The sequence below is a fragment of the Paracoccus sp. (in: a-proteobacteria) genome, from assembly GCF_030538695.1.
Classification (GTDB): domain Bacteria; phylum Pseudomonadota; class Alphaproteobacteria; order Rhodobacterales; family Rhodobacteraceae; genus Paracoccus.
This window is the reverse complement of sequence record NZ_JAUNTN010000025.1, coordinates 1-23,459: the sequence shown is the minus strand read 5'-3', so window position 1 is coordinate 23,459 and position 23,459 is coordinate 1. Positions and strand designations below refer to the sequence as shown.

Sequence of the window (23,459 nt, the reverse complement as noted above, 5' to 3'; positions counted from 1 at the left end):
TCCTTAGCGATAGGGCGCGTCCAGAGCGATGTTGCGGGCCAGTTCGGATTCCCACATTTCACCATTTTTCAGCAGCTTGGCCTTGTCATAGAACAGTTCTTCGCGGGTCTCGGTCGCATATTCAAAGTTCGGGCCTTCGACGATGGCATCAACCGGGCAAGCCTCCTGACAAAAGCCGCAATAGATGCACTTGGTCATGTCGATGTCATAGCGCGTCGTGCGGCGGCTGCCGTCCTCGCGCGGTTCGGCGTCGATGGTGATGGCCTGCGCGGGGCAGATCGCCTCGCACAGCTTGCAGGCAATGCAGCGTTCCTCGCCATTAGGATAGCGGCGCAACGCATGTTCACCCCGGAAACGCGGCGACAGATGGCCCTTTTCATGGGGATAGTTCAGCGTGGCCTTGGGGCCAAAGAAATACTTAACACCAAGGCCAAAGCCCTTGATGAAATCCCACATCAGGAAGTATTTGGTGGCGCGGGCAAAGTCGATATTGGCCATTGGTCAAACCCCCGTCCAGCGCGCCCAGAAGCCGCCGAACACTTGATAACGAGCAAGGAACGCGATCAGCACGACCCAGAACAGCGACAGCGGCAGGAACACTTTCCAGCCAATGCGCATCAACTGGTCATAGCGATACCGCGGCACAATCGCCTTCACCATGGCGAACATCCAGAACCAGAACACCATCTTGACGAACATCCACAGCGCCCCGTCCGGGATGCCCGGAATGGGCGACAGCCAGCCGCCAAAGAACAGCACCGAAATCAGCGCACACATCAGCCAGATGGCTATATATTCGCCGGCCATATACAGCAGGTAGGGCGTGGACGAATATTCGACCATGTGACCGGCAACCAGCTCGGATTCGGCTTCGGCAAGGTCAAAGGGCGGGCGATTGGTTTCCGCCAGCGCCGAGACAAAGAACAGCACAACCATCGGCAGATGCGGCAGCCAATACCACGACAGGAACCCGGCCCCGCGTTGTGATTCGACAATATCCGACAGGTTCATCGACCCGGCCGAGATAATCACACCAATGATAATCAGGCCCAGCGACACCTCATAAGAGATCATCTGCGCAGCAGAGCGCAGCGAGGCCAGAAACGGATATTTCGAGTTCGACGCCCAGCCGCCCATAATCACGCCGTAAACCTCAAGCGAGGAGATGGCGAAGATGAACAGGATGCCAACATTCAGGTTCGACATCACCCAGCCGGGGGCAAAGGGAATCACCACCCAAGCCAGCAGGGCCAGCATCATTGACAGGAACGGCGCAAGGAAGAACACAAACTTGTCGGACCCGGCAGGCACGACGATTTCCTTCAGCACATATTTCAGCGCATCGGCAAAGGTCTGCAACAGGCCCCAGGGACCAACCACGTTCGGACCGCGACGGATCTGCACGGCGGCCCAGATCTTGCGGTCGCCATAGACCAGAAAGATCAGCGAAATCATCACAAAGGCAATGACGGCCAGACCTTGCAGCAGCATGATGATGGCCATGCCAAGCGGGGATGCCAGAAATTCAGCCATTACAATCGTGTCCCTCTCATCACGCTGCCGGGATGCCCCGGCTTTCACATTCGCGCAAGGTGGTTTCGGTTTCCATCACCTGCAAACCCATGGGCCGGGTCCGCGACAGGGTAAAGGCCGAATCCACCAGCAGCTTTCCGTTCCGCGTGTCCTTTAGCGTTCGGACATGCCGTGCGTATGGGCTGCCATTCGCCTTGGCCCAACCGGCCAATGCGCAGGTGGCATAGGCGAAGGCGGTGCGGTCGTCCACCCCTGCCCGCAAGTTTGCGACCACTTCGATCAGATCAGAACCCGCACCTTCGCGCGGAACCGGCGTCACCCGCGTGGCGATAAAGCTATCCGCATCCGCGACATAGCCCGCCGGAAAGCGCGGCAGCGCCGGGCCGCTGCGTTTGTTGAACGCTTCGATCTTTTGTTCTTGCAGGGATTTTCCGGCCGGCATCCGGACCCGTGGCAGGCTGGAAACCGTCCGATTGTCCAGCATGTCCAACAGTTCCGGGTTCAGCGCCACCGATTCCGTCGCCATCATGGCCGCCCGCCCGCGCTGTGAATCCAGCGTCATGGTCGAGATCGAGCCATCCGGCTCCAGAATCATGATCTCGCCGGTTTTGGTCGAGACCCGCGCCGTTGTCAGCACCGGACGCGCCTTACCACCCTGCTGGCCTGCGGCCACCAGTTGCGTGGCCAGTTGTTCCGGCTTGGGCTGCGGGCGGTCCTGCACAGCATCCTGCGCACAGGCCGTCAGCCCCGCCGTCAGAACAAGCGCAATTCCCCCCCGCCGCAGCATCGCCTTACTCCGCCGCGAGCGGCGCAGCCTTGCGCGCCGCAGCCTGTGCCGCAACCTCGCCCATCAGGGCCGAAGCGCGGGCGATGGCATTGGTCAGGTAATAATCGCCCCGCTGCGACAGGAAATCGGCCTGCCCCATATCCAGACGGGTCAGCGCCTGCCATGCATTTTCCGGCACGCTGTCCACCTGCCCCAGATGCGGCACCGCCTGAACCAGAGCGCGGCGCAGCGCGGCAAGGCTGTCCCACGGCAGGGTCGCGCCCAGTTCCGCCGACAGCGCCCGCAGGATTGCCCAGTTTTCCTTGGCCTGACCGGGCGCGAAATTGGCCCGGACCGCAAGCTGAGGCCGCCCTTCGGTATTCACGAACAGGCCCGATTCCTCAGTGTAGCAAGCGGCGGGCAGGATCACATCGGCGCGGGCCGCGCCACGGTCGCCGTGGCTGCCCTGATAGATCACGAAAGCACCCGGCGCGATTTCGATTTCATCCGCACCAAGGTTAAAGATCACCTCGGCACCTTCGGTCGCGGCAATCAGCCCGCCTTCGGTCACGGCACCGACATCCATCGCGCCAACCCGACCTGCCGCCGTATGCAGAACCAGCAGCTTGCCGCCGGTTGCCTCGACCAGCTTTTGCGCATTGGCCAGAACCGCCTCGCCATCGGCCTCGCGGATCGCGTTCTGACCGACGATCACCAGCGCGGGCTTGTCGCCCGGCGCGGCAACCAGACGGGCCAGCGCAGCACGGTCGGCGCCAAGATGGTCATAACCATAGGTCAGGTCCACGGCCTCGCCGATCAGGGCAACATCAGCGCCACGCGCCCAAGCCTTGCGGATGCGGGCGTTCAGCACCGGCGCATCGAAACGCGGGTTGCAGCCGATGATGACCACACGATCTGCCGAATCCAGATCGGCAATCTGCGCCGTGCCAACATAGGCCGAGCGATTGCCGGCGGGCAGCCGCGCGTTATCCGTGCGACATTCCACGGAACCGCCAAGCCCTTCGATCAGGGTTTTCAGACTGAAGGCCGATTCCGCCGACGCCAGATCACCGACCAGCCCCGCGACCCGCTTGCCCTTCAGCGCCTTGGTGGCAACGGCCAGCGCCTCAGGCCAGTCCGCCGGACGCAGCTTGCCGTTTTCGCGGACATAAGGCCGGTCCAGACGCTGGCGACGCAGCCCATCCCAGACGAAACGGGTTTTGTCGCTGATCCATTCCTCATTCACGCCATCATGGTTGCGCGGCAGGATGCGCATGACTTCGCGCCCCTTGGTGTCCACGCGGATATTGCTGCCAAGCGCGTCCATCACGTCGATGGTCTCGGTCTTGGTCAGTTCCCACGGGCGGGCGGTGAACGCATAAGGCTTGCTAACCAGCGCACCCACCGGGCACAAGTCAATGATATTGCCCTGCATATTGCTGTCGAGCGTCTGGTTCAGATAGCTGGTGATCTCGGCATCCTCACCCCGGCCGGTCTGGCCCATCTGGGTGATCCCCGCGACCTCAGTCGTGAAACGCACGCAGCGGGTGCAGGAAATGCAGCGGGTCATATGGGTTTCGACCAGCGGGCCAAGGTTCAGATCCTCAGACGCCCGTTTCGGTTCACGATAGCGGCTGAAATCAACGCCATAGGCCATCGCCTGATCCTGCAAATCACACTCTCCGCCCTGATCGCAGATCGGGCAGTCCAGCGGGTGATTGATCAGCAGAAACTCCATCACGCCCTCACGGGCCTTGCGGACCATCGGGCTGTTGGTCTTGATTTCCGAGGGTGCGCCATCGGGACCGGGGCGCAAATCCTTGATCTGCATGGCGCAGCTTGCCGCAGGCTTGGGCGGGCCGCCGACGACCTCGACCAGACACATGCGGCAGTTCCCGGCAATCGACAAACGCTCGTGATAGCAGAAACGCGGAACCTCGATCCCCGCCTGCTCACACGCCTGAATCAGCGTCAGGTTGGGATCGACCTCAACGTCGATCCCGTCGATCCGAATTGTCCGCAGGTCAGCCATGCGTCCTCGTCCTTATCTTGCGCGAAGCAACGATCCACTGACCGTATTCTTCGCAATTTCATCCCGCCCGATGCGGCAAAAACTTTCAGCGTCACCCGCACGGGCGCCGTTCTTTTTCAGGTAATCCTCGGCCACGGCATAGATGCGCTGGCGATCCGGGCGGCTGTCGAGGAAAGCGTCAATCTGCGCCGCGCTGTAACCCTGCCGTTCGGCATAGCGTTTCAGGGCGCGGGCCTCACCCCATGCCTTGACCATTCGCGCGTCGATGCTGGGACATTCGCGGCGCACCCGGTCAGCCACGCGGGCGGCGATCAGACGGTCGTTGATGTAGCGGTTCTGCGAAAGTGGTTCCAAAGCAGCGGCAGGCTGCGCCAGAATCACGGCCCCCAAGGCAAAAGCGGCAAATTGTGCGAGTCGTTTCATCGTTGTGGTCCTGTTCGGGATTTTACCACAACTGTAACGCCCCTGCACCGCGCCGCGCTGCATCAGGCTTTCGTGACCCTTATGTGTGCGATACCCCGCCATCAGAACCATGCCTTCTTGCCCAGTTCATACTGACGGTAAAAATCCTCATCCGAGCGGGTCGCGTAGATCAGCGCCTCAATCAAAGCGATGGTCCAGACGATAACGGTCGGGACAAACAGCAAAACCCAGCCGAACAGCCCGCAAACTGCCATGATCACGCCAGCCCCATTGGCGCCGATATAGAACTTGTGCGCACCGAAACCGCCAAGGAAAAACGCCAGAAGCGCCGCAATAACCTTGTTCTTCTGCGCCCCGGACCAAGCCTGAACCGGCGCACCGGGATCGGGGTAGATGTCAAAGGCGAAATCGTCCTGCGGCTGGAAATCGACCGCCACACCGGCCCGCGCCACCTGACCATCGCCCAAAAGCTGATCCGCATGGAACGCAAAGCGCCGCCCGTCCGGGGTGGTAATCACCCCCCGGCCCGTCGCTTCGTCCAGATGCAGGATCTGCCCTTTCATCGCTTATTCCGCCGCCATCGCGCCCATGCGCCCGGTTTTCTGCGCCTTGATACGATCCTCGATTTCCTCGCGGAAGTTGCGGATCAGGCCCTGAATCGGCCATGCCGCCGCATCGCCAAGAGCGCAGATCGTATGGCCTTCGACCTGCTTGGTCACATCGAACAGCATGTCGATTTCCTCGACCTCCGCCTCGCCGCGCACCAGACGGTCCATGACGCGCATCATCCAGCCGGTGCCTTCGCGGCAGGGGGTGCATTGGCCGCAGCTTTCATGCTTGAAGAACTTGGACAGCCGCCAGATCGCCTTGATGATGTCGGTCTGCTGATCCATCACGATCATGCAGGCGGTGCCGAAGGACGAGCGCAGCTCACGCATCCCGTCGTAATCCATGATCGCATCTTCGCACATCTCGGCGGTCAGCACCGGGCAGCTTGCACCGCCAGGGATCACGGCTTTCAGGTTTTTCCAGCCGCCGCGCACACCGCCGCCATGACGCTCGATCAGCTCTTTCATCGGGATCGACATGGTTTCCTCGACCACGCAGGGCGTGTTCAGGTGGCCAGTCAGGCCGAACAACTTGACGCCTGCGTTATTCGGACGACCAAAGCCCGCGAACCATTCCGGGCCACGGCGCAGAATGGTCGGCACCACGGCAATGGATTCGACATTATTCACCGTGGTGGGGCAGCCATACAGACCCGCGCCAGCCGGGAACGGCGGCTTCATCCGGGGCATACCCTTCTTGCCTTCGAGGCTTTCCAGCAGCGCGGTTTCCTCGCCGCAGATATAGGCCCCGGCGCCATGGGCCAGGAACAGGTCGAAATCCCAACCCGAGCCTGCCGCGTTCTTACCCAGCAGCCCCGCGTCGTAACATTCGTCGATGGCGGCTTGCAGCGCCTCACGCTCGCGGATGAACTCGCCCCGGATATAGATATATGAGGTATGCGCCCCCATCGCAAAGGACGCGATCAGCGCCCCTTCGATCAGCGTATGCGGATCGTGGCGCATGATTTCGCGGTCCTTGCAGGTCGCGGGTTCGGATTCATCAGCGTTAATCACCAGATAGGACGGGCGACCATCCGATTCCTTGGGCATGAAGGACCATTTCAAGCCCGTCGGAAAGCCCGCGCCGCCGCGACCGCGCAGACCGGAATCCTTGACCTGCTGCACGATTTTATCGCGGCCGCGCTGGATGATTTCGGCGGTGTTGTCCCAGCAGCCACGCGCACGCGCGCCTTTCAGGCTGCGGTCGCCCATGCCGTAGATATTCGTAAAGATCCGGTCCTGATCGTTCAGCATTCCGTCATCGTCCTTTTCCGTCCGGGGCAGCCCCGGCCAAGATCATCCTTGCCGCCGCTTCCACAGCCGCCATGTGACGGCCAGCGACCAGATCAACGCCCCAATCGCGGCCAGATCGGCCAGAAAGGCGTATTGCGCGGGCCAGCCATAGGCCCGCCCGGCCCAGTTCACGGCCAGCCAGACCAGCATCGTGGCGGCGATCACGCCCCCGACCAGCCGCATCTGCCCGAAATCCGCGTTCTGCGCCATTACTCATATACCTCACCTTTGCCCACGCGTGAGGAAAATTCTGTCGCACCACCCGCCGCAAGGATTTGCGCCTGCGCGACCCATTCATCGCTACGGATGCGGCTGCCCAAGCGGCCCAGCTTTGCCGCCAGCGCGTCAATTTGCGCATCGTCCAGTGCCGCGACCTGTTCGAAGCGGGTAAGACCCTCATCAGACAGCACTTTTTCCAGCTTCGGCCCAATGCCTTTGATCTGCTTCAGATCATCGGCGGGCAGAACCGCAGCGGTTTTCGCAGCTTCTTTTACCGCTTTTGCCTTTTTGCGTGGTTTCGAGACCTCTTTCAGCCCCTTTTCCAGCTTTTTGATACGGCTTTTCGCCTTGTCCGCCTTTTCAGCCTTAGCCGCTTTTTTCGCGGCCTTCTCCTTTTTGGCCTTTTTCTTAGCCTTGGCATCCGTCCGATCTGCGACAGGTTCCACCGCAGGTTCTTCGGCCACAACCTCAGGCGCAGGTTCCGACACAGCCTCAGCCACGACCTCGGCACGGGCAGGAACCGCCATCAACGGCTGCGCGACAGGTTCCGCAACATCCTGCTGATCCTCTGCCTCAACGACCGGGGCGGTTTCCGGCACCGCAGCCCAGACCGAACCTTCGACCAGCGCCCAATCGCCGTTCTTGTAGCGGTCCGAACACAGCCCCCAGATCAGGAACCGCGCCAGGAACCACATGGTCAGCAGGCCAAACAGCAGACCAGCCAAGGGCGGCAAAGCCCCCGTAATCCACGACAACAGCCAGACCAGCAGGCCCGCAACCGCGCCCGCTATCCAGCAATTCATCGTGCATTGTGCCTTATCCATCGCCCTGCCCTCAGCGTCCTTTCAGCCACGGAGTCAGGATCGGAGCTTCGGTTCCGTCAATACGCTTGACGGTTTCACCCAGATCAACGGCGCGCTGCACGCTGCCGTTATACTGCGCCCCGGTGCCTTTCAGCCCGGCCAGAGCGGTCGGCCCGCCCAGCGCCTCGGACGAGAAACGCCCGTTCTGCGGCCCCGGAACCGGCACCTGACCGGCGGCAAAGGCGTCGATCAGCCCGGACAGCTTTTCAGCCGTCAGATCTTCGTAGAAATCCTTGCCGATCTGGACCATCGGCGCATTGGTGCAGGCACCAAGACATTCGACCTCCTCCCAAGAGAAGCGGCCATCGGCGGACAGGGTATGCGGCGTCGGCGCTATCTTTTCCTTGCAGACACGAATCAGATCCTCGGCCCCGCAGATCATGCAGGTGGTGGTGCCGCAAATCTGAATATTCGCAATGCTGCCCACCGGCTGAAGCTGGAACATGAAATAGAAGGTCGCAACCTCCAGCACCCGGATATAGGCCATGCCCAGCATATCCGCGACATATTCGATCGCGGGCTTGGTCAGCCAGCCCTCTTGTTCCTGCGCCCGCCACAACAGCGGAATCACCGCCGATTGCTGGCGGCCTTCGGGGTATTTGGAAATCCACGCTTGCGCGTATTCCAGATTCGCCGGGGTAAAGGCGAAACTGTCGGGCTGGTTGGGTGACAGGCGGCGAAGCATCGGGTGCAGCCCTTTCCTTACAAAACGAAAATCTGGCCAGAAAGGCCGTTAAACGAGCGGGTAAACATCACAACGATACCCCCAGAAACAGCACGGCAAGGGGCAGCAGAACCGGCACAGCTGAAAGCCCGAACGAGGTGGAAACCACCCCGACAAGCATAATAAAGTTTGTCACGTCCGCCATACCCTGCCCTTTCATGTCAACCGCTTAGCGGTCAACCTCACCGAACACGATGTCCATGGTGGCGATGATGGCGGCCACATCGGCGAGCAAATGCCCCCGCGCCATCCAGTCCATCGCCTGCAAATGTGCATAACCCGGCGCACGCAGCTTGACGCGATAGGGTTTGTTGGTGCCATCCGCGACCATATAGACGCCGAACTCTCCCTTCGGGGCCTCAACTGCGGCGTAAACTTCGCCTGCCGGAACCTTGAACCCTTCGGTATAAAGTTTGAAGTGGTGGATCAGGCTTTCCATGTCGCGCTTCATGTCAGAACGACGCGGCGGCGTCAGCTTGCCCCGCGCCAGCACGTCACCCGCCGGTTCCGCCCGCAGTTTCGCAATCGCCTGCTTGATGATCTTGGTGCTTTCATACATTTCCGCCATGCGGATCAGATAGCGGTCGTAGCAGTCGCCATTCTTGCCGACCGGCACCTGAAAATCGAACTCATCATAACATTCATAAGGCTGGCTGCGGCGCAAATCCCATGCCAGACCCGAACCACGGGCCATCACGCCGGTAAAGCCCCACGCTTGCGCCTCCTCGGGCGAGACGATACCAATATCGACCAGACGCTGTTTGAAAATACGGTTCTCAGTCAGCAGGGTGTGGATGTCATCGACCTTCTTGGGGAACGTCTCGCACCAGGCTTCCAGATCGTCGAGGAAGTTCGCATCCAGATCCTGATGCACACCGCCGGGGCGGAAATAATTGGCATGCAGACGCGCCCCCGAGGCGCGTTCATAAAAGATCATCAGGTCTTCGCGCGGCTCATGCCCCCAAAGCGGCGGAGTCAGCGCCCCCACGTCCATCGCGCCGGTGGTCAGCGTCAGGAGGTGGTTCAGCAGGCGCCCGATTTCGCAGAACATCACCCGGATCAGGCTGGCGCGGCGCGGAATAACCGTGCCGGTCAGCTTTTCAATCGCCAGACAATAGGCGTGTTCCTGATTCATCGGAGACACATAGTCCAGACGGTCCAGATAGGGCGCGTTCTGCAAATAAGTCCGCGATTCCATCAGCTTTTCGGTGCCGCGATGCAGCAGACCGATATGCGGATCGGCGCGTTCGACGATTTCGCCATCCAGCTCCAGCACCATGCGCAGCACACCATGCGCAGCCGGGTGCTGCGGGCCAAAGTTGATGTTGAAATTGCGGATGCGCTGTTCGGCGGTCAGCCGATCCTCGCTGCCGTCGTCGTATTTGTTATTGCGAATATCACCATCCATGCCTCAGCCCTCGCTCGTTGGGGCAAACATCGCCATGACCTCGGCTCCGGTCATGGTCTGATGATGCCCGGCCAGCGCATAGCTGGCGGGTTTTTCGTCAATGAAGATTTCCGATTCCAGCGCGAATTGCCCCGGATCGTCGAAACACTGGACCGAGGCCGCGCTCATCGCCCCGTCCTGCATCCGCCAGATCAGCGAGGCCCCGCAGGTCTTGCAAAACACCCGCTCGCCCCATTCGGAGGACCGGAACACAGCCACGGGCACGGCATCGTCAAAACGTGCCGCTTCGGCCAGCCCGACGCTGATGAACATGCCGCCGGTCCATTGCCGGCACATGCTGCAATGACAGACATGCGCACGCCCCTGCGGACGGGCGACAAAGGTGCAGGCACCGCAGAGGCAGCGCCCCATGACCTCAGCCGGTTGCAACGTCACCGCCATCACGCCCCCAATCCGGCAGCGGCACGTTTCTTCGCCAGCCGGTCGTTAAAACGGTCATCGCGGATCAGCGCCCGCTGATGGCGGCCCTGCCCGATCAGGTCTACACCATCATGCGCCGAGACCGTGAACCACAGGAACTTGCCGTCGTTTTCCTCCAGCCGCGCGGTCACAGTGACCTCCTGCCCCGGCAGGGTCGGCGCGACATGGCTGAAATCGACATGGGTGCCAAGGGATTGTTCGCCCGCCTCATAGAAAGGCTTGATCAGCTCGACGCAGGCCCATTCCATCAGCCCGGTGTAATAGGCGGTCGCCATCACCTCTGGCATATCCGGGAAAGCCCCCACCTCGGAAAACAGCGCGCGCACCGTATGGTTCGGCAGAACCGTCATACGATGCTGATGCGTAGCGCCGATTTCCAGGCCGGGTTTCACTTTTCCGCCCCTTTTTCATCGCCGGGCAGGACGTATTGCGCACCTTCCCACGGCGAGAGGAAGTCGAACTGGCGGTATTCCTGAACCAGCTTGACGGGTTCGTAAACCACGCGCTTTTCGGCGTCGGAATAGCGCACCTCGACATAACCAGTCGTCGGAAAGTCCTTGCGCAACGGGTGGCCGCGGAAACCATAATCGGTCAGGATGCGGCGCAAATCCGGGTGGCCCGCAAACAGGATGCCGAACAGGTCGAACACCTCACGCTCATACCAGTTGGCATTGGGATAGACCGGGATCAGTGAGGGAACCAGATCATCCTCACGCGCCGCAGCCTTCAGGCGGATGCGGCGGTTACGGTGCATCGACAGCAGGTGCCAGACCATATCGAACCGCGCCGCCCGCTGCGGCCAGTCAATCGCGGTAATGTCGATCAGCGAAGTGAACTGGCACGACGCGTCATTGTGCAGAAACTCGGCCACTTCGCGCAGACCGGACAGGGTAACGGTCACGGTCAGATCGCCCGCATGGATCGCGTGGCCCTGCACATGATCCGGGAAGCGGGCGGCGATCATCTCGGCCAGATCGGCCAGACCTTCAAGATCGGGATAAACGCTCATCGCTTACCTCACCAAAGTGCCGGTGCGCCGGATGCGGCGCTGAAGTTGCAGGATACCATACAGCAGGGCTTCGGCCGTCGGGGGGCAACCGGGAACGTAAATGTCCACCGGCACCACGCGGTCACAGCCACGCACCACCGAATAGCTGTAGTGGTAATAGCCGCCGCCATTGGCGCAGGAACCCATGCTGATAACGTAACGCGGTTCCGGCATCTGGTCATAGACCTTGCGCAGCGCCGGGGCCATCTTGTTGGTCAGCGTGCCGGCAACGATCATCAGGTCAGACTGACGCGGAGAGGCGCGCGGGGCGGTGCCAAAGCGTTCCAGATCGTAACGCGGCATGGAAAGCTGGATCATTTCCACCGCGCAGCAGGCCAGACCAAAGGTCATCCAGTGCAGCGAGCCATTGCGCGCCCAGTTGATGATGTCCTCGGTCGTGGTCAGCAGGAAGCCCTTATCCTGCAATTCGCGGTTCAGCGCGGCAGTGGCCACCTCGCGGTCGGGTCCGGCGGTATTCGCCCCGGTCATCACGCCCATTCCAGCGCCCCTTTCTTCCATTCATAGGCAAAGCCCACGGTCAGCACACCCAGGAACACCATCATGCCCCAGAAGGCCACATCGCTCATCCCTTGCAGGCCGATGGCCCAGGGAAACAGGAACGCGACTTCAAGATCGAAAATGATGAACAGGATCGACACCAGATAGAATCGCACGTCGAACTTCATCCGCGCATCGTCAAAGGCGTTGAAACCACATTCGTAAGCCGACAGTTTTTCCGGGTCGGGATTGCGCACCGCGATCAGCGCGGCGGCCAGCACCAGAACCAGCGCAAGGGCCGAGGCCATGCCAAGGAAAACAAGGACGGGCAAATATTCGGACAGGATATAGTCCACTGGCGGGCTCCCTACTGGCGCAGCGCGGGGCGCGTGCATTGGGTTTGGCTATGGTCCGTTTAGCCGCGCCATTGGGCAGGGTCAACGGCAAGCGCGGTCGAATCGGGCCTGCAAAGGCTGGCGTTTCATTGGCTGCGACAATCCTCCCCCCTTTGGACAGACTGAAATTATCCCTCAGTTTAGACCATAATCCCTAAGATTCGCCTAACAGCCCCAGAAAATCTGCCAAGGCCGCAATGATTTCCACCCGTTTCGCTTTGGTTTGGCAAGCTCGGCCTATCCTATCAGCAGGCCAGAGGTGATTCTCTGCCGCATTAACCAGCATTGGGGCAAGGTATCCGCTCCCAAAAGCCCTATAAAGGATAAGGCCATGAACATCTTGAAACCGCTCAGCATCGCTCTGATTGCACTGGCAACCTCGGCCACGGTTCCCGCCATCGCGCAGACCAGCAACAACAACCAGACCGTCCGCCCCTTGCCGCCGCAGGATCAGGCCCAGCGCCCGCAGCAGGACCGTCAGCGGGCGATGACCCGGCAGCGTGACCACCAGCAGGCCGGGCGTCCGCAGGGCCAGCGCCCTGACGCCAATGCCGGGCCGCGTCAGGATCGGGGTCAGTCTGACGCCCACCGCAGCGAGCGCCGCCCGGACAGCGCCGGGGCGCGTCAGGGCAAGCGCGATGGCAACAAGCGGGGCAAGCACCCCCATTGCACACAGGGCCAGAACTGCACGCCTCCCGGTCGTCCCAGCGGCGAGGCCCTGCGCGGTTAACCTGCGCACAAAACACGAAAAGCCGCTTTTCAAGGCGGCTTTTTCAGCCGATCCGGCCCAGATGCGTGTCGCGGAAGCTGGCCCCTTTCAGGCCGAAGCCAAGCGCCCGATCCGCGCCGACATGGGCGATCCAGACCATCCCTGCCGCGATCAGACCGACCTGCGCCGTCGCCACGCCAACTGCTGCCAACGCCAGCCCGCCCGCATAAAGATGCAGCACATTATAGGCAAACGCCCCGACCCGAGGCCCTGCCACATAGCCGACCATCCCAAGATCCGGGGCCAGCAGCGCCAGCGGCCAGACCCACCACGGCCAACCCGGCCCGGCCATCATCGCCACGACCAGCGCGACCACCGCCAGCAGCCCGCCCTCGACCCGCTGCCAGCCGACGGCGCTCACCCGGCCAGCTCGCCGATCCAGCGCAACAGCGCAGCATCATCCATCGCGGCAAGCTCCTGCGCCTCCTCCGGGTCTTCCAGATGGATCAGCGCAACATAGGTGTCGCTGGCGTCAATCACGTTGATATATTCACCATCCTGACCGCCTGCGCCCATGAACTCAACGCGATAGCCCCGATCCTCAAGGGCCAGCGCAAGCCGTTCCGCCTGTGCTTCATAGGCCGGGGAAAACCGTTCCCAGACCTCCAGCGGAACATCGCCGGTCAGCCCCCATGCATGTGGGGCATCATCATGTGGGCGCGGGAAGCGCGGTCGTGTCATGGCCTTCCTCATGTGCAGAGCCACTTTGGCTAAACGCTGCCACGTTCCACGGGTTCCTTATTCCCTGGCCTTTGCCCGACGCTTGGGCTTTGGCGCGACAGGCGGCGCGGCCTCTCGCCCCGACAGCAGTGGTGCCAGATAGCGCCCGGTGTGACTGGCCGCGACCTGCGCCACGGTTTCGGGCGTCCCCTCGGCCACGATGCGCCCGCCACCATCGCCACCTTCGGGACCAATATCAATGATCCAGTCCGCGGTTTTGATAACGTCAAGATTATGTTCGATCACCACCACGGAATTGCCCTGATCGACCAGTTCATGCAGCACTTCCAACAGCTTGCGCACATCTTCGAAATGCAGGCCGGTCGTGGGTTCGTCCAGAATATACAGCGTCCGGCCCGTTGACCGCCGCGACAGTTCCTTGGACAGTTTGACCCGCTGCGCCTCGCCGCCCGAAAGCGTCGTCGCCTGCTGGCCGACCTTGATATAACCCAGGCCCACCCGCATCAGCGCGTCCATTTTCTCGCGGATCGAAGGCACCGCCTTGAAAAACTCCTGCGCGTCCTCGACGGTCATATCCAGCACATCCGCGATGGATTTGCCCTTGAACTGAACCTCCAGCGTTTCGCGGTTGTAACGCTTGCCTTTGCAGGTCTCGCACTCGACATAAACATCGGGCAGGAAGTGCATCTCGATCTTGATAACACCGTCGCCCTGACAGGCTTCGCAGCGGCCGCCCTTGACGTTGAAACTGAACCGTCCGGGTTTGTATCCGCGCGCCTTGGCCTCGGGCAGCCCGGCGAACCAGTCGCGGATCGGGGTAAACGCGCCGGTATAGGTCGCCGGGTTCGAGCGGGGTGTGCGGCCGATGGGGCGCTGGTCAATGTCGATCACCTTGTCCAGGTGCTCCAGCCCTTTGATCTGCTGGCAAGGTGCAGGCACCTGACGCGCGCCGTTCAGGCGCATCGAGGCCGTCTTGAACAGCGTTTCGATGGTCAGCGTCGATTTGCCGCCCCCTGACACGCCGGTGACGCACAGAAACTTGCCCAAAGGAAACTCTGCCGTCACATCTTTCAGGTTGTTGCCGGTCGCGCCGATGACCTGCACCGATTTGCCATTCCCGGCGCGGCGCTGCACAGGGACCGCGATTTCCCGCGCACCGGACAGATATTGCCCGGTCAGGCTGGCCGGGTCCGCCGCAATCTGCGCCGGAGTCCCATGGCTGACCACCGTTCCGCCATGCACACCAGCACCCGGCCCCATATCGAACACATAATCGGCGTGGCGGATCGCATCCTCGTCATGCTCGACCACGATCACCGAATTGCCCGCGTCGCGCAGCCCCTTCAGCGTGTCCAGCAGCCGGTCGTTGTCGCGCTGATGCAGGCCGATGCTGGGTTCGTCCAGCACATACAGCACCCCGGTCAACCCGCTGCCGATCTGGCTGGCCAGCCGGATACGCTGGCTTTCGCCGCCCGAAAGCGTCCCCGCCGCGCGGGAAAGCGTCAGGTAATCCAGCCCGACATTCACCAAAAACCCCAGTCGTTCGCGGATTTCCTTGAGGATTGCCGCCGCGATCTCGTTCTTTTGCTTGCTGAGATGGTTCGGCGCATCCTTGGCCCAGTCCAGCGCCTCGCGGATGGACAGATCGACCACCTGCCCGACATGGCTGCCCGCGATTTTCACCGCCAGAGCCTCGGGCCGCAGCCGGAACCCATGACAGGCACCGCAGGGACGGTTGTTCTGGTATTTCTCGAACTCCTCGCGCACCCATGCGGAATCGCTTTCGCGCAGGCGGCGTTCCATATTCGGGATCACGCCCTCGAAGCTGCGGGTGATGGTGTAAACCCGGCCCGCATCGTCGAAACGAAAGGCGATTTCCTCGCCACCCGAGCCGCGCATGAACAGGTCACGCACCGATTGCGGCAGGTCTTTCCATGGCGTGCGCTTGTCAAAACCATAATGCGCCGCCAGCGCGCTGATCGTCTGCGTCAGATAGGCCGATTTTGACTTGGCCCATGGCGCAATCGCCCCGCCCGCGATGGACAGCGCCGGGTCCGGCACCACCAGCCGTTCGTCAAAGAACAGCTCGACCCCCAACCCGTCGCAGACCGGGCAGGCACCGAAGGGCGCGTTGAAACTGAACAGGCGCGGTTCGATTTCCGGGATGGTGAAGCCGCTGACCGGGCAGGCAAAGTTTTCGGAAAACGTGATGCGCTCCGGCGTATCCGCGACAGTTTCCAGAATGGCGATGCCATCGGCAAGGTCCAGCGCCGTGCGCAGGCTGTCAGCCAGCCGGGTCTCGATCCCCGCGCCGACGATCAGCCGGTCCACCACCACGTCGATGTCGTGGCGGAACTTTTTGTCCAGCGTGGGCGGCTCATCCAGCTCATAAAACTGGCCATCGACCTTGACCCGCTGAAAACCCTGCTTGCGCAGGTCCAGAAACTCTTTCCGGTATTCGCCCTTGCGGTCGCGCACGATGGGGGCCAGCAGATAGGCGCGGGTGCCGGGTTCCATCGCCATGATGCGGTCCACCATGTCCTGCACCTGCTGCGCCTCAATCGGCAGGCCGGTGGCGGGGGAATAGGGTGTGCCGGCGCGGGCAAACAGCAGCCGCAGATAGTCATAGATCTCGGTCACGGTCCCCACGGTCGAGCGCGGGTTCTTCGATGTGGTTTTCTGTTCGATACTGATTGCGGGTGACAGGCCGCTGATATGATCCAGGTCCGGTTTTCCCATCATATCAAGAAATTGCCGCGCATAGGCCGACAGGCTTTCGACATAGCGGCGCTGGCCCTCGGCATAGATCGTGTCAAAGGCAAGGCTGGATTTCCCCGACCCCGACAGGCCGGTGATGACCACAAGCTGATCGCGCGGAATGTCCATATCCACGTTTTTCAGATTATGTTCGCGCGCGCCGCGAATCTCGATGAACTTCTGTTCCATGATCGGCCCTTCTGCACCCAAGCGCATCAGATAGTCACAGTGCGCGGAAACGCAACCGGAAAGATGAACATAAGCGGAACAAGCAGCCATGCCGCCAGCTTGCGGCTCAAGACGCGGCAGCCTTTAGACCCGCAGCCAATCTCTGCTGATATTTTCCTGCCAGCCGTTGCGATGCAGCAAGGGCGTATCATCCACTGTTTCCGGGTGGCCGATGCACAGGCAAGCCGTAAAGCGCCAGCCCGCAGGCACCGCCAGATCGGCTTCGACCCGGCGCGGATCAAGGATCGAAACCATCCCCACCCCCAGATTTTCCGCCCGCGCGGTCAGCCACAGGGAAAAAATCGCCATGGCGGTGGATTGTTCCAGCGTCTCGGGAATACTGGCGCGACCAAGCCCGTGGCCCTCGGCCGGATCGGCCTCGGTGAAGATGCACAGGATCAGCGGCGCGGCATCCAGCCCGGCCAGTTTCAGCGTCGCATAATCGCGGGCCTGCTGGCCATGATATCCCGCCGCTGCCTGACGATTTGCCGCAGCGAAATTATCCCGCAGCGCGGCGCGGGCGGCGGGGCTTTCGACCTGCATCACCCGCCAGGGCCGCGCATTACCGACCGAGGGCGCAAGCTCCATCGCCTGCCGCAGCCGGTCCGCCGCCCCCTCGGGCAAAGGATCGGGCCGGAAATGCCGCACATCGCGCCGCCAGATCAGCAGATCCCGCAGCATCGCAGCATGTTCCGGCCCGAAGCGCATCAGAAGTGGCCCGTCAGAAGTGGATCGCCCGCCCATAGGCCGACAGCACCGATTCATGCATCATTTCCGACAGCGTAGGATGTGCAAAGACCGTCTGCATAAAGTCCTGTTCGACCAGTTCGGCGGTTTTACCAACGACATAGCCCTGAATCAGCTCCGTCACTTCGGCGCCGATCATATGGGCGCCCAGCAGTTCCCCCGTCTTGGCGTCGAACACAGTTTTCACCAGCCCTTCGGGTTCGCCCAAGGCAATCGCCTTGCCATTGCCGACAAAGGGGAAACGACCGACCTTGACCTCATACCCCTGCGCCTTGGCCTTTTCTTCGGTCAGGCCGACGCTGGCCACCTGCGGGTTGCAATAGGTGCAGCCGGGGATATTCGTCACTTTGCACGGATGCGCATGTTGACCAGCGATCAGTTCCGCGACCATCACCCCTTCATGGCTGGCCTTATGCGCCAGCCAGGGCCCGCCCGCGATATCCCCGATGGCGTAAAGGCCATCAACCCCGGTGCGGCAATATTCATCGGTCACGACATGGGTGCGGTCAATCTTGACGCCCAGCGCCTCCAGCCCAAGGTTTTCGACATTGCCGACGATGCCAACGGCGGAAATCACCGTGTCGAAATCGCGGGTCTCGGTCTTGTCGCCGGTCTCGATATGGGCAGTGACGGTTGCGCCCTTGCGGTCCAGCTTCTTGACCGTCGCCTTTTCCAGAATGGTCATGCCCTGCTTGACGAATTGCTTTTTCGCCAGCGCGCTGATCTCGGCATCCTCGACCGGCAGCACGCGGTCCATGACCTCGACCACCGTGGTTTCCGCGCCCAGTGTGTTGAAGAAGCTGGCAAATTCAATACCGATCGCGCCCGAACCGATCACCAGCAGCTTTTTCGGCATATGCGGCGGGTTCAGCGCGTGTTTATAGTTCCAGACCAGCTTGCCATCAGGTTCCAGCCCCGGCAGTTCACGGGCGCGGGCACCGGTGGCCAGAACGATGTTCTTGGCCGTCAGTTCCTCGGCCCCCTTGTCGGTCTTGACGCTGATCTTGCCGGGGGCGGTAATCGTGGCCTCGCCCATGATGACCGTCACCTTGTTCTTTTTCAGCAAATGACCAACGCCACCGGAGAGTTGCTTGGCGACCCCGCGTGAGCGTTCGACAACCTTGGCCAGATCATAGCCGGGCTTTTCAACGGTCAGGCCGAAATCCTTGGCGCGGTGCATCAGGTGGAACACCTCAGCCGAGCGCAGAAGCGCCTTGGTCGGGATACAGCCCCAGTTCAGGCAGATACCGCCCAGATGCTCACGCTCTACGCAGGCAACCTTCAGCCCAAGCTGCGCCCCGCGAATGGCGGCGACATAGCCGCCCGGACCCGCGCCGATCACGATCATATCGAAGTTCTGAGCCATATGCGCCCCCTCGCTGAAAATTGGTTCAACGTTAAACTATCTCGCCAAAATCAGCAAGCGACAGCTTGCCCGAAACCAGCGCCCCATAGCCGCCCGCATCCAGCAGCCGTTGTTCATCAGCCGTATTGTCCCGCCCCAAAGCGGCATTGCGCCATGGAAAGCGCCCGAATGTCGCAATCGTGTCGCGGTGCAATTCAGCATGGCGCAGGTTCTCGCCCGGCATACGTTCTGCGAACAGGGCGACGGCACGGTTCTGGTCGTCCAGATCCTCGGAATGTTCAAATGGCATATAAAAGAACTGCCGCTGCGGTTCCGGCGTCGCCATGTCATAGCCCGCCGCGATCGCCTGATCGGCAATCCGCCGCGCCAGCGCATCGGTGGCAAAGGCCCGTGGATCATCGCGGAACATATTGCGCGAGAACTGATCCGTCACGATCAGCGCCGCAAGCGCGCTGTCGGCATCCTCGGGCCAGTCCTGCATCCGCGCCTCAATTTCCGCCCAAACGGGCATGAAGCGGTCACGGATGGTCTGATCCAGCGCGTCGGACCGCTGATACCAGCCGTTTTCACCCACTTCGTTCAGCCAGAAGTCCAGAACATCCTGTGGGGTCGTCATGCTGTCCTCCTCGGGGATGGCGCGCAGGGATACGGCGTCAAAGACCTCCCCCCGGACCGGACCGGCGGGGCGGTCCTCGTCCTCCTGCGGGTTGCGATCCATCGCCCCTTCGACCGCCAGCACCGTGGCCGTGGGCGAGATGATGGCGAAGCTGCCGGTTTCCTCGACCGTCGGTGCAGCACGCTGGGTCATGCGATAGGCCGAATAGGCCGCCAGCGCCACAAACATCAACGCGATGAACAGCCAATAGCCATTGCTTCCGACCGCCCCCATCAGCCAGCCGACGATCAGCGGCCCGGCCAGCGAGCCAAGCCCGTTGATGAACAAAAGCCCCGCCGAGGCCGCCGCCATCCGCGACTGGTTCATAAAGTCGTTCGTATAGGCCAACAGCAGCGAATACAGCGGGTTCGCCATACCGCCGACCACCGCCGCCACCAGCAGCAAGGCCCAGATGCCGCCACCGATCAGCACATGCAGCAGGATCGTCAGCGCCCCGATGACCGACAATGCAAAGATCAGCCGCCGCCGGTCCATCCGGTCGGACAGCCAGCCCAGCGGAAATTGCAGAACCAGCCCGCCCGCGTAAATCGCCGCGATAAAGGCCGAGACCTCTGCCACCGACAACCCGACCTGCGTCCCCCAGACCGCGCCCATCCCGAACAGCGCGGAGAACACCCCGCCCATCAGGAAAATCCCGACGCAGCCCAGCGGAGAGATGCGGTAAAGTTCGGTAAAGCTCATCCTCTGGATGGTTTCAAACGTGGGGGCGGGGCGGGCGGACAGCAGGATCGGCGTGAAGGCCAGCGAAACCAGAACCGAGGGGATCACGAACAGCAGATAACCGCCTGGATCACCGACGTTGACCAGCGCCTGTGCGGTCACAATGCCGATCATCTGCACCAGCATATAGGCCGACAGCGCCTGCCCCCGGTTTTCGTTGGTGGCGCTGGCGTTCAGCCAGCTTTCGGCGGTGATATAGACGCCCGAGAAACAGAACCCGACCAGCAGCCGCAGCAACGTCCACGCGACCCAGTTCGGCCATGCGGCATAGACCACCAGCACCGCCGAAATCATCGAGCCAAGCGCCGCAAACACCCGCACATGCCCGACGCTGCGGATCATTTCCGGCACCAGCCGCGACCCCAGCAGGAAGCCCCCGAAATAGGCCGCCATGACCACCGACATCTGCCCGGTCGGGATGCCCTCGATCCCGCCGCGGATCCCCAGCAACGTGCCTTGCATCCCGTTGCCCACCATGAACAACAGAACCCCCAGCAACAGCGGCCATGTCGTGCGCAGCACGCCCAGCATCTTAATCAGCCCCCTTTTCACGCGCAGGAATCAGCAGCGATGCATCACCATAGCTGAAGAACCTATAATTTTCCGTTACCGCATGTTGGTAAATCTGTCTCACCTTTTCCCGCCCGATCAGCGCCGAAACCAGCATCAAAAGCGTGGATTTTGGCAGGTGAAAATTGGTTATCAGCGCATCGGTGACGCGGAATTGATAGCCGGGATAGATGAAAATATCGGTCGGTTGCGCAAAAGGCCGCACCTTTCCGTCTGTCGCCGCTGATTCGATGAGGCGCAGCGCGGTGGTGCCGACCGGGATCACGCGGCGGCCTTCGGCGCGGGCAGCGTTGATGGCAGCGGCGGCCTCGGCCGTAACCTCGCCATATTCGGCGTGCATCTTGTGGGTGGCCACGTCCTCGACCTTGACCGGCAGGAACGTCCCCGCGCCGACATGCAGCGTCACATGCACGAATTGCACCCCCATATCGCGCAGCCGGTCCAGCAAGGGCTGGTCGAAATGCAGGCTGGCGGTCGGGGCGGCAACAGCGCCGGAATGACGCGCCCAGACAGTCTGGTAATCGTTCTTATCCTGCGCGTCAGGCGCACGTTTTGCCGCGATATAAGGCGGCAGGGGCATCGCACCGACCCGCGCCAGCGCCGCATCGAACGCCGCACCCTGCGCATCGAACCGCAGGATAAGGCCCTGATCCTCAAGGCTTTCCACCGCGGCTGACAGGGCATCCCCGAAGCGGACCACCTCGCCCGCCCGCAGTTTGCGCAGCGGCTTGGCCAGCGCGTGCCAGGCACCATCCCCGGCGGGTTCCAGCAGCGTAACCTCGACCCGCGCGACGGCTTCGCCCTGCGGGGTCTGGCGGGTACGGGTGCCGGACAGCCGCGCCGGGATCACCTTGGTATCGTTCAGCACCAGCAGATCACCAGGACGCAAAAACTCTGGCAGATCGTGCATATGCGCATCGCGGATCGTCCCATCCGAAACCAGCAGGCGCGAGGCGCTGCGCGGTTTCGCCGGGCGCGTGGCGATCAGCCGTTCGGGCAGGTCAAAATCAAAATCACTCAGCTTCATGGCCCGGTTGTCACCCCGCTGTCGGGTAAGGTCAATGCTCGCATCTGGACGAATCCCCGTCATTTCCGTTATGCCAGCAACACCCCGCCGGGCCAAACCCGCCGGGCAGCGCACAAAGGATCAAGACCCATGCCCGCATATCGTTCCCGCACAACCACCCATGGCCGCAATATGGCTGGCGCCCGTGGCCTTTGGCGGGCAACAGGCATGAAGGATGGCGATTTCGGCAAGCCAATCATCGCGGTGGTGAACAGCTTTACCCAGTTTGTGCCGGGCCATGTCCACCTGAAAGACCTTGGCCAGATGGTCGCGCGGGAAATCGAAGCCGCAGGCGGCGTCGCCAAAGAGTTCAACACCATTGCCGTGGATGACGGCATCGCCATGGGCCATGATGGGATGCTGTATTCCCTGCCCTCGCGCGAGATCATTGCGGATAGTGTGGAATACATGGTTAACGCGCATTGCGCCGATGCTATGGTCTGCATCAGCAATTGCGACAAGATCACGCCGGGGATGCTGAATGCGGCGATGCGGCTGAACATTCCGGTGGTGTTCGTATCCGGCGGCCCGATGGAGGCTGGCAAGGTCGTGCTGAATGGCAAGACTCATGCGCTGGATCTGGTTGATGCGATGGTCGCAGCGGCTGATGACAGCATTTCCGACGCCGATGTGCAGGCGATCGAGCAATCCGCCTGCCCGACCTGCGGTTCCTGTTCCGGCATGTTCACCGCCAATTCGATGAACTGTCTGACCGAGGCGCTTGGCCTGTCGCTGCCGGGCAATGGCTCGACCCTTGCCACCCATGCCGACCGGCGCGAGCTGTTCCTGCGGGCAGGCCGCCTGATCGTCGATCTGGCGCGGCGCTATTATGACCAGAACGATGAAACCGTGCTGCCCCGGTCTATCGCTACCAAGGGCGCGTTTGAAAACGCCATGTCGCTGGATATTGCGATGGGCGGGTCAACGAATACCGTGCTGCATATCCTTGCCGCCGCGCATGAGGGCGGGGTCGATTTCACCATGGACGACATCGACCGGCTGTCGCGTCAGGTGCCGTGCCTGTCCAAAGTCGCGCCCGCCAAAGCCGATGTGCATATGGAGGATGTTCACCGCGCCGGTGGCATCATGGCAATCCTTGGTCAGCTTGACGCGGGCGGGCTGATCCACCGCGACCTGCCAACCGTCCACAGCCCGACGCTGGGTCATGCCATCGACACCTGGGACATCAGCCGCACCAATGATCCCGAAGTGCGCCGCTTTTTCAGCGCCGCGCCGGGTGGGGTGCCGACTCAGGTCGCATTTTCTCAGGACCGGCGCTGGGACAGTCTGGACACCGACCGCGAAACCGGCGTGATCCGCTCGGTCAAGACGCCGTTTTCCGAAGATGGCGGACTGGCCGTGCTGAAGGGCAACATCGCGCTGAACGGCTGCATCGTGAAAACGGCGGGGGTGGATGACAGCATCCTGACATTTGCCGGGCCTGCGGTGGTTTACGAAAGCCAGGACGCAGCGGTGCTTGGCATCCTGAACGGCGGCGTCAAGGCCGGGGATGTGGTGGTGATCCGCTATGAAGGCCCCAAGGGCGGGCCGGGGATGCAGGAAATGCTGTATCCGACCAGCTATCTGAA

24 protein-coding genes and 2 pseudogenes are annotated in these 23,459 nt (G+C 61.8%); 2 read left to right on the top strand and 24 right to left on the bottom strand.

Annotation, left to right across the window (positions count from 1 at the left end; translation table 11 throughout):
- Positions 1–3 precede the first annotated feature (3 nt).
- The 16 genes and pseudogenes from nuoI to Q4G24_RS13710 all read right to left on the bottom strand — a co-directional run bounded on the left by nuoI (position 4) and on the right by Q4G24_RS13710 (position 12,251).
- Positions 4–498, bottom strand: coding sequence for an NADH-quinone oxidoreductase subunit NuoI (gene nuoI, locus Q4G24_RS13785; protein WP_303367118.1), 495 nt, complete (start codon positions 496–498; stop codon positions 4–6).
- Positions 499–501: 3 nt separating this feature from the next.
- On the bottom strand, positions 502–1,533 hold the full coding sequence (gene nuoH, locus Q4G24_RS13780) for an NADH-quinone oxidoreductase subunit NuoH (protein ID WP_303367117.1): 1,032 nt from the start codon (positions 1,531–1,533) through the stop codon (positions 502–504).
- Between the two features lie 19 nt (positions 1,534–1,552).
- Positions 1,553–2,320, bottom strand: coding sequence for a hypothetical protein (locus Q4G24_RS13775; protein WP_303367116.1), 768 nt, complete (start codon positions 2,318–2,320; stop codon positions 1,553–1,555).
- 4 nt (positions 2,321–2,324) lie between these two features.
- Positions 2,325–4,331, bottom strand: coding sequence for an NADH-quinone oxidoreductase subunit NuoG (nuoG, locus tag Q4G24_RS13770; protein ID WP_303367115.1), 2,007 nt, complete (start codon positions 4,329–4,331; stop codon positions 2,325–2,327).
- Between the two features lie 12 nt (positions 4,332–4,343).
- Positions 4,344–4,754 (bottom strand): DUF5333 domain-containing protein, encoded by a 411-nt coding sequence (locus Q4G24_RS13765; RefSeq protein ID WP_303367114.1) that lies wholly within the window; start codon positions 4,752–4,754, stop codon positions 4,344–4,346.
- 101 nt (positions 4,755–4,855) lie between these two features.
- The gene (locus tag Q4G24_RS13760) at positions 4,856–5,317 is read right to left on the bottom strand and encodes a TM2 domain-containing protein (protein ID WP_303367113.1); all 462 of its coding nucleotides are present in this window, start codon (positions 5,315–5,317) and stop codon (positions 4,856–4,858) included.
- A 3-nt stretch (positions 5,318–5,320) separates the two neighbouring features.
- On the bottom strand, positions 5,321–6,616 hold the full coding sequence (gene nuoF, locus Q4G24_RS13755) for an NADH-quinone oxidoreductase subunit NuoF (RefSeq protein ID WP_303367112.1): 1,296 nt from the start codon (positions 6,614–6,616) through the stop codon (positions 5,321–5,323).
- Positions 6,617–6,658: 42 nt separating this feature from the next.
- Positions 6,659–6,865: a DUF5337 domain-containing protein gene (locus Q4G24_RS13750; protein ID WP_303367111.1), complete on the bottom strand. Its 207-nt coding sequence runs from the start codon at positions 6,863–6,865 to the stop codon at positions 6,659–6,661.
- On the bottom strand, positions 6,865–7,698 hold the full coding sequence (locus Q4G24_RS13745; protein WP_303367110.1) for a hypothetical protein: 834 nt from the start codon (positions 7,696–7,698) through the stop codon (positions 6,865–6,867). Before Q4G24_RS13745 ends, Q4G24_RS13750 begins: the two co-directional genes overlap by 1 nt.
- A gap of 22 nt (positions 7,699–7,720) precedes the next feature.
- Positions 7,721–8,422, bottom strand: a pseudogene (gene nuoE / locus Q4G24_RS13740) (NADH-quinone oxidoreductase subunit NuoE); the annotation flags it as partial.
- Positions 8,423–8,630: 208 nt separating this feature from the next.
- Positions 8,631–9,869, bottom strand: coding sequence for an NADH-quinone oxidoreductase subunit D (locus tag Q4G24_RS13735; protein ID WP_303367109.1), 1,239 nt, complete (start codon positions 9,867–9,869; stop codon positions 8,631–8,633).
- 3 nt (positions 9,870–9,872) lie between these two features.
- A complete protein-coding gene (locus Q4G24_RS13730) occupies positions 9,873–10,310 on the bottom strand; it encodes a GFA family protein (RefSeq protein WP_303367108.1) in 438 nt (145 codons plus the stop codon).
- On the bottom strand, positions 10,310–10,741 hold the full coding sequence (locus tag Q4G24_RS13725) for a thioesterase family protein (RefSeq protein WP_303367107.1): 432 nt from the start codon (positions 10,739–10,741) through the stop codon (positions 10,310–10,312). Before Q4G24_RS13725 ends, Q4G24_RS13730 begins: the two co-directional genes overlap by 1 nt.
- A complete protein-coding gene (locus Q4G24_RS13720; RefSeq protein WP_303367106.1) occupies positions 10,738–11,358 on the bottom strand; it encodes an NADH-quinone oxidoreductase subunit C in 621 nt (206 codons plus the stop codon). Before Q4G24_RS13720 ends, Q4G24_RS13725 begins: the two co-directional genes overlap by 4 nt.
- A 3-nt stretch (positions 11,359–11,361) precedes the next feature.
- Positions 11,362–11,895, bottom strand: coding sequence for an NADH-quinone oxidoreductase subunit B family protein (locus Q4G24_RS13715; protein ID WP_303367105.1), 534 nt, complete (start codon positions 11,893–11,895; stop codon positions 11,362–11,364).
- Positions 11,886–12,251 carry an NADH-quinone oxidoreductase subunit A gene (locus Q4G24_RS13710; RefSeq protein WP_303367104.1) on the bottom strand — a complete coding sequence of 122 codons (366 nt, stop codon included), beginning with the start codon at positions 12,249–12,251 and terminating at the stop codon, positions 11,886–11,888. Before Q4G24_RS13710 ends, Q4G24_RS13715 begins: the two co-directional genes overlap by 10 nt.
- Before the next feature lie 370 nt (positions 12,252–12,621).
- On the opposite strand from Q4G24_RS13710, the gene Q4G24_RS13705 reads away from it, so the two are divergent.
- Positions 12,622–13,020, top strand: a complete 399-nt coding sequence (locus tag Q4G24_RS13705) for a hypothetical protein (protein WP_303367103.1) — start codon at positions 12,622–12,624, stop codon at positions 13,018–13,020.
- Between the two features lie 43 nt (positions 13,021–13,063).
- On the opposite strand, the gene Q4G24_RS13700 is transcribed toward Q4G24_RS13705, so the two are convergent.
- The 8 genes and pseudogenes from Q4G24_RS13700 to queA all read right to left on the bottom strand — a co-directional run bounded on the left by Q4G24_RS13700 (position 13,064) and on the right by queA (position 21,831).
- Positions 13,064–13,420 (bottom strand): DUF4260 domain-containing protein, encoded by a 357-nt coding sequence (locus Q4G24_RS13700; RefSeq protein ID WP_303367102.1) that lies wholly within the window; start codon positions 13,418–13,420, stop codon positions 13,064–13,066.
- The gene (locus tag Q4G24_RS13695) at positions 13,417–13,740 is read right to left on the bottom strand and encodes a hypothetical protein (protein WP_303367101.1); all 324 of its coding nucleotides are present in this window, start codon (positions 13,738–13,740) and stop codon (positions 13,417–13,419) included. The genes Q4G24_RS13700 and Q4G24_RS13695 overlap by 4 nt, the downstream gene beginning before the upstream one ends.
- A gap of 57 nt (positions 13,741–13,797) precedes the next feature.
- Positions 13,798–16,689 carry an excinuclease ABC subunit UvrA gene (uvrA, locus tag Q4G24_RS13690; RefSeq protein WP_303367148.1) on the bottom strand — a complete coding sequence of 964 codons (2,892 nt, stop codon included), beginning with the start codon at positions 16,687–16,689 and terminating at the stop codon, positions 13,798–13,800.
- A 120-nt stretch (positions 16,690–16,809) separates the two neighbouring features.
- On the bottom strand, positions 16,810–17,433 hold the full coding sequence (gene bluB / locus Q4G24_RS13685) for a 5,6-dimethylbenzimidazole synthase (protein WP_303367100.1): 624 nt from the start codon (positions 17,431–17,433) through the stop codon (positions 16,810–16,812).
- A gap of 13 nt (positions 17,434–17,446) precedes the next feature.
- Positions 17,447–18,838, bottom strand: a complete 1,392-nt coding sequence (lpdA, locus tag Q4G24_RS13680) for a dihydrolipoyl dehydrogenase (RefSeq protein ID WP_303367099.1) — start codon at positions 18,836–18,838, stop codon at positions 17,447–17,449.
- A 31-nt stretch (positions 18,839–18,869) separates the two neighbouring features.
- A complete protein-coding gene (locus tag Q4G24_RS13675) occupies positions 18,870–19,454 on the bottom strand; it encodes a DUF924 family protein (RefSeq protein ID WP_303367147.1) in 585 nt (194 codons plus the stop codon).
- A gap of 111 nt (positions 19,455–19,565) precedes the next feature.
- A pseudogene (locus tag Q4G24_RS13670) lies at positions 19,566–20,765 on the bottom strand (MFS transporter); the annotation flags it as partial.
- A gap of 1 nt (position 20,766) precedes the next feature.
- Positions 20,767–21,831, bottom strand: a complete 1,065-nt coding sequence (gene queA, locus Q4G24_RS13665) for a tRNA preQ1(34) S-adenosylmethionine ribosyltransferase-isomerase QueA (protein ID WP_303367098.1) — start codon at positions 21,829–21,831, stop codon at positions 20,767–20,769.
- A gap of 129 nt (positions 21,832–21,960) precedes the next feature.
- On the opposite strand from queA, the gene ilvD reads away from it, so the two are divergent.
- On the top strand, positions 21,961–23,459 hold a 1,499-nt coding region (gene ilvD, locus Q4G24_RS13660; RefSeq protein ID WP_303367097.1), incomplete at its 3' end, for a dihydroxy-acid dehydratase.

What these genes read in the sequence shown, in the direction of transcription:
- nuoI (WP_303367118.1), bottom strand. Translation starts at nt 498, where the DNA reads ATGGCCAATATCGACTTTGCCCGCGCCACCAAATACTTCCTGATGTGG.
- nuoH (WP_303367117.1), bottom strand. Translation starts at nt 1,533, where the DNA reads ATGGCTGAATTTCTGGCATCCCCGCTTGGCATGGCCATCATCATGCTG.
- Q4G24_RS13775 (WP_303367116.1), bottom strand. Translation starts at nt 2,320, where the DNA reads ATGCTGCGGCGGGGGGGAATTGCGCTTGTTCTGACGGCGGGGCTGACG.
- nuoG (WP_303367115.1), bottom strand. Translation starts at nt 4,331, where the DNA reads ATGGCTGACCTGCGGACAATTCGGATCGACGGGATCGACGTTGAGGTC.
- Q4G24_RS13765 (WP_303367114.1), bottom strand. Translation starts at nt 4,754, where the DNA reads ATGAAACGACTCGCACAATTTGCCGCTTTTGCCTTGGGGGCCGTGATT.
- Q4G24_RS13760 (WP_303367113.1), bottom strand. Translation starts at nt 5,317, where the DNA reads ATGAAAGGGCAGATCCTGCATCTGGACGAAGCGACGGGCCGGGGGGTG.
- nuoF (WP_303367112.1), bottom strand. Translation starts at nt 6,616, where the DNA reads ATGCTGAACGATCAGGACCGGATCTTTACGAATATCTACGGCATGGGC.
- Q4G24_RS13750 (WP_303367111.1), bottom strand. Translation starts at nt 6,865, where the DNA reads ATGGCGCAGAACGCGGATTTCGGGCAGATGCGGCTGGTCGGGGGCGTG.
- Q4G24_RS13745 (WP_303367110.1), bottom strand. Translation starts at nt 7,698, where the DNA reads ATGGATAAGGCACAATGCACGATGAATTGCTGGATAGCGGGCGCGGTT.
- Q4G24_RS13735 (WP_303367109.1), bottom strand. Translation starts at nt 9,869, where the DNA reads ATGGATGGTGATATTCGCAATAACAAATACGACGACGGCAGCGAGGAT.
- Q4G24_RS13730 (WP_303367108.1), bottom strand. Translation starts at nt 10,310, where the DNA reads ATGGCGGTGACGTTGCAACCGGCTGAGGTCATGGGGCGCTGCCTCTGC.
- Q4G24_RS13720 (WP_303367106.1), bottom strand. Translation starts at nt 11,358, where the DNA reads ATGAGCGTTTATCCCGATCTTGAAGGTCTGGCCGATCTGGCCGAGATG.
- Q4G24_RS13715 (WP_303367105.1), bottom strand. Translation starts at nt 11,895, where the DNA reads ATGGGCGTGATGACCGGGGCGAATACCGCCGGACCCGACCGCGAGGTG.
- Q4G24_RS13705 (WP_303367103.1), top strand. Translation starts at nt 12,622, where the DNA reads ATGAACATCTTGAAACCGCTCAGCATCGCTCTGATTGCACTGGCAACC.
- Q4G24_RS13695 (WP_303367101.1), bottom strand. Translation starts at nt 13,740, where the DNA reads ATGACACGACCGCGCTTCCCGCGCCCACATGATGATGCCCCACATGCA.
- bluB (WP_303367100.1), bottom strand. Translation starts at nt 17,433, where the DNA reads ATGCGCTTCGGGCCGGAACATGCTGCGATGCTGCGGGATCTGCTGATC.
- lpdA (WP_303367099.1), bottom strand. Translation starts at nt 18,838, where the DNA reads ATGGCTCAGAACTTCGATATGATCGTGATCGGCGCGGGTCCGGGCGGC.
- Q4G24_RS13675 (WP_303367147.1), bottom strand. Translation starts at nt 19,454, where the DNA reads ATGACGACCCCACAGGATGTTCTGGACTTCTGGCTGAACGAAGTGGGT.
- queA (WP_303367098.1), bottom strand. Translation starts at nt 21,831, where the DNA reads ATGAAGCTGAGTGATTTTGATTTTGACCTGCCCGAACGGCTGATCGCC.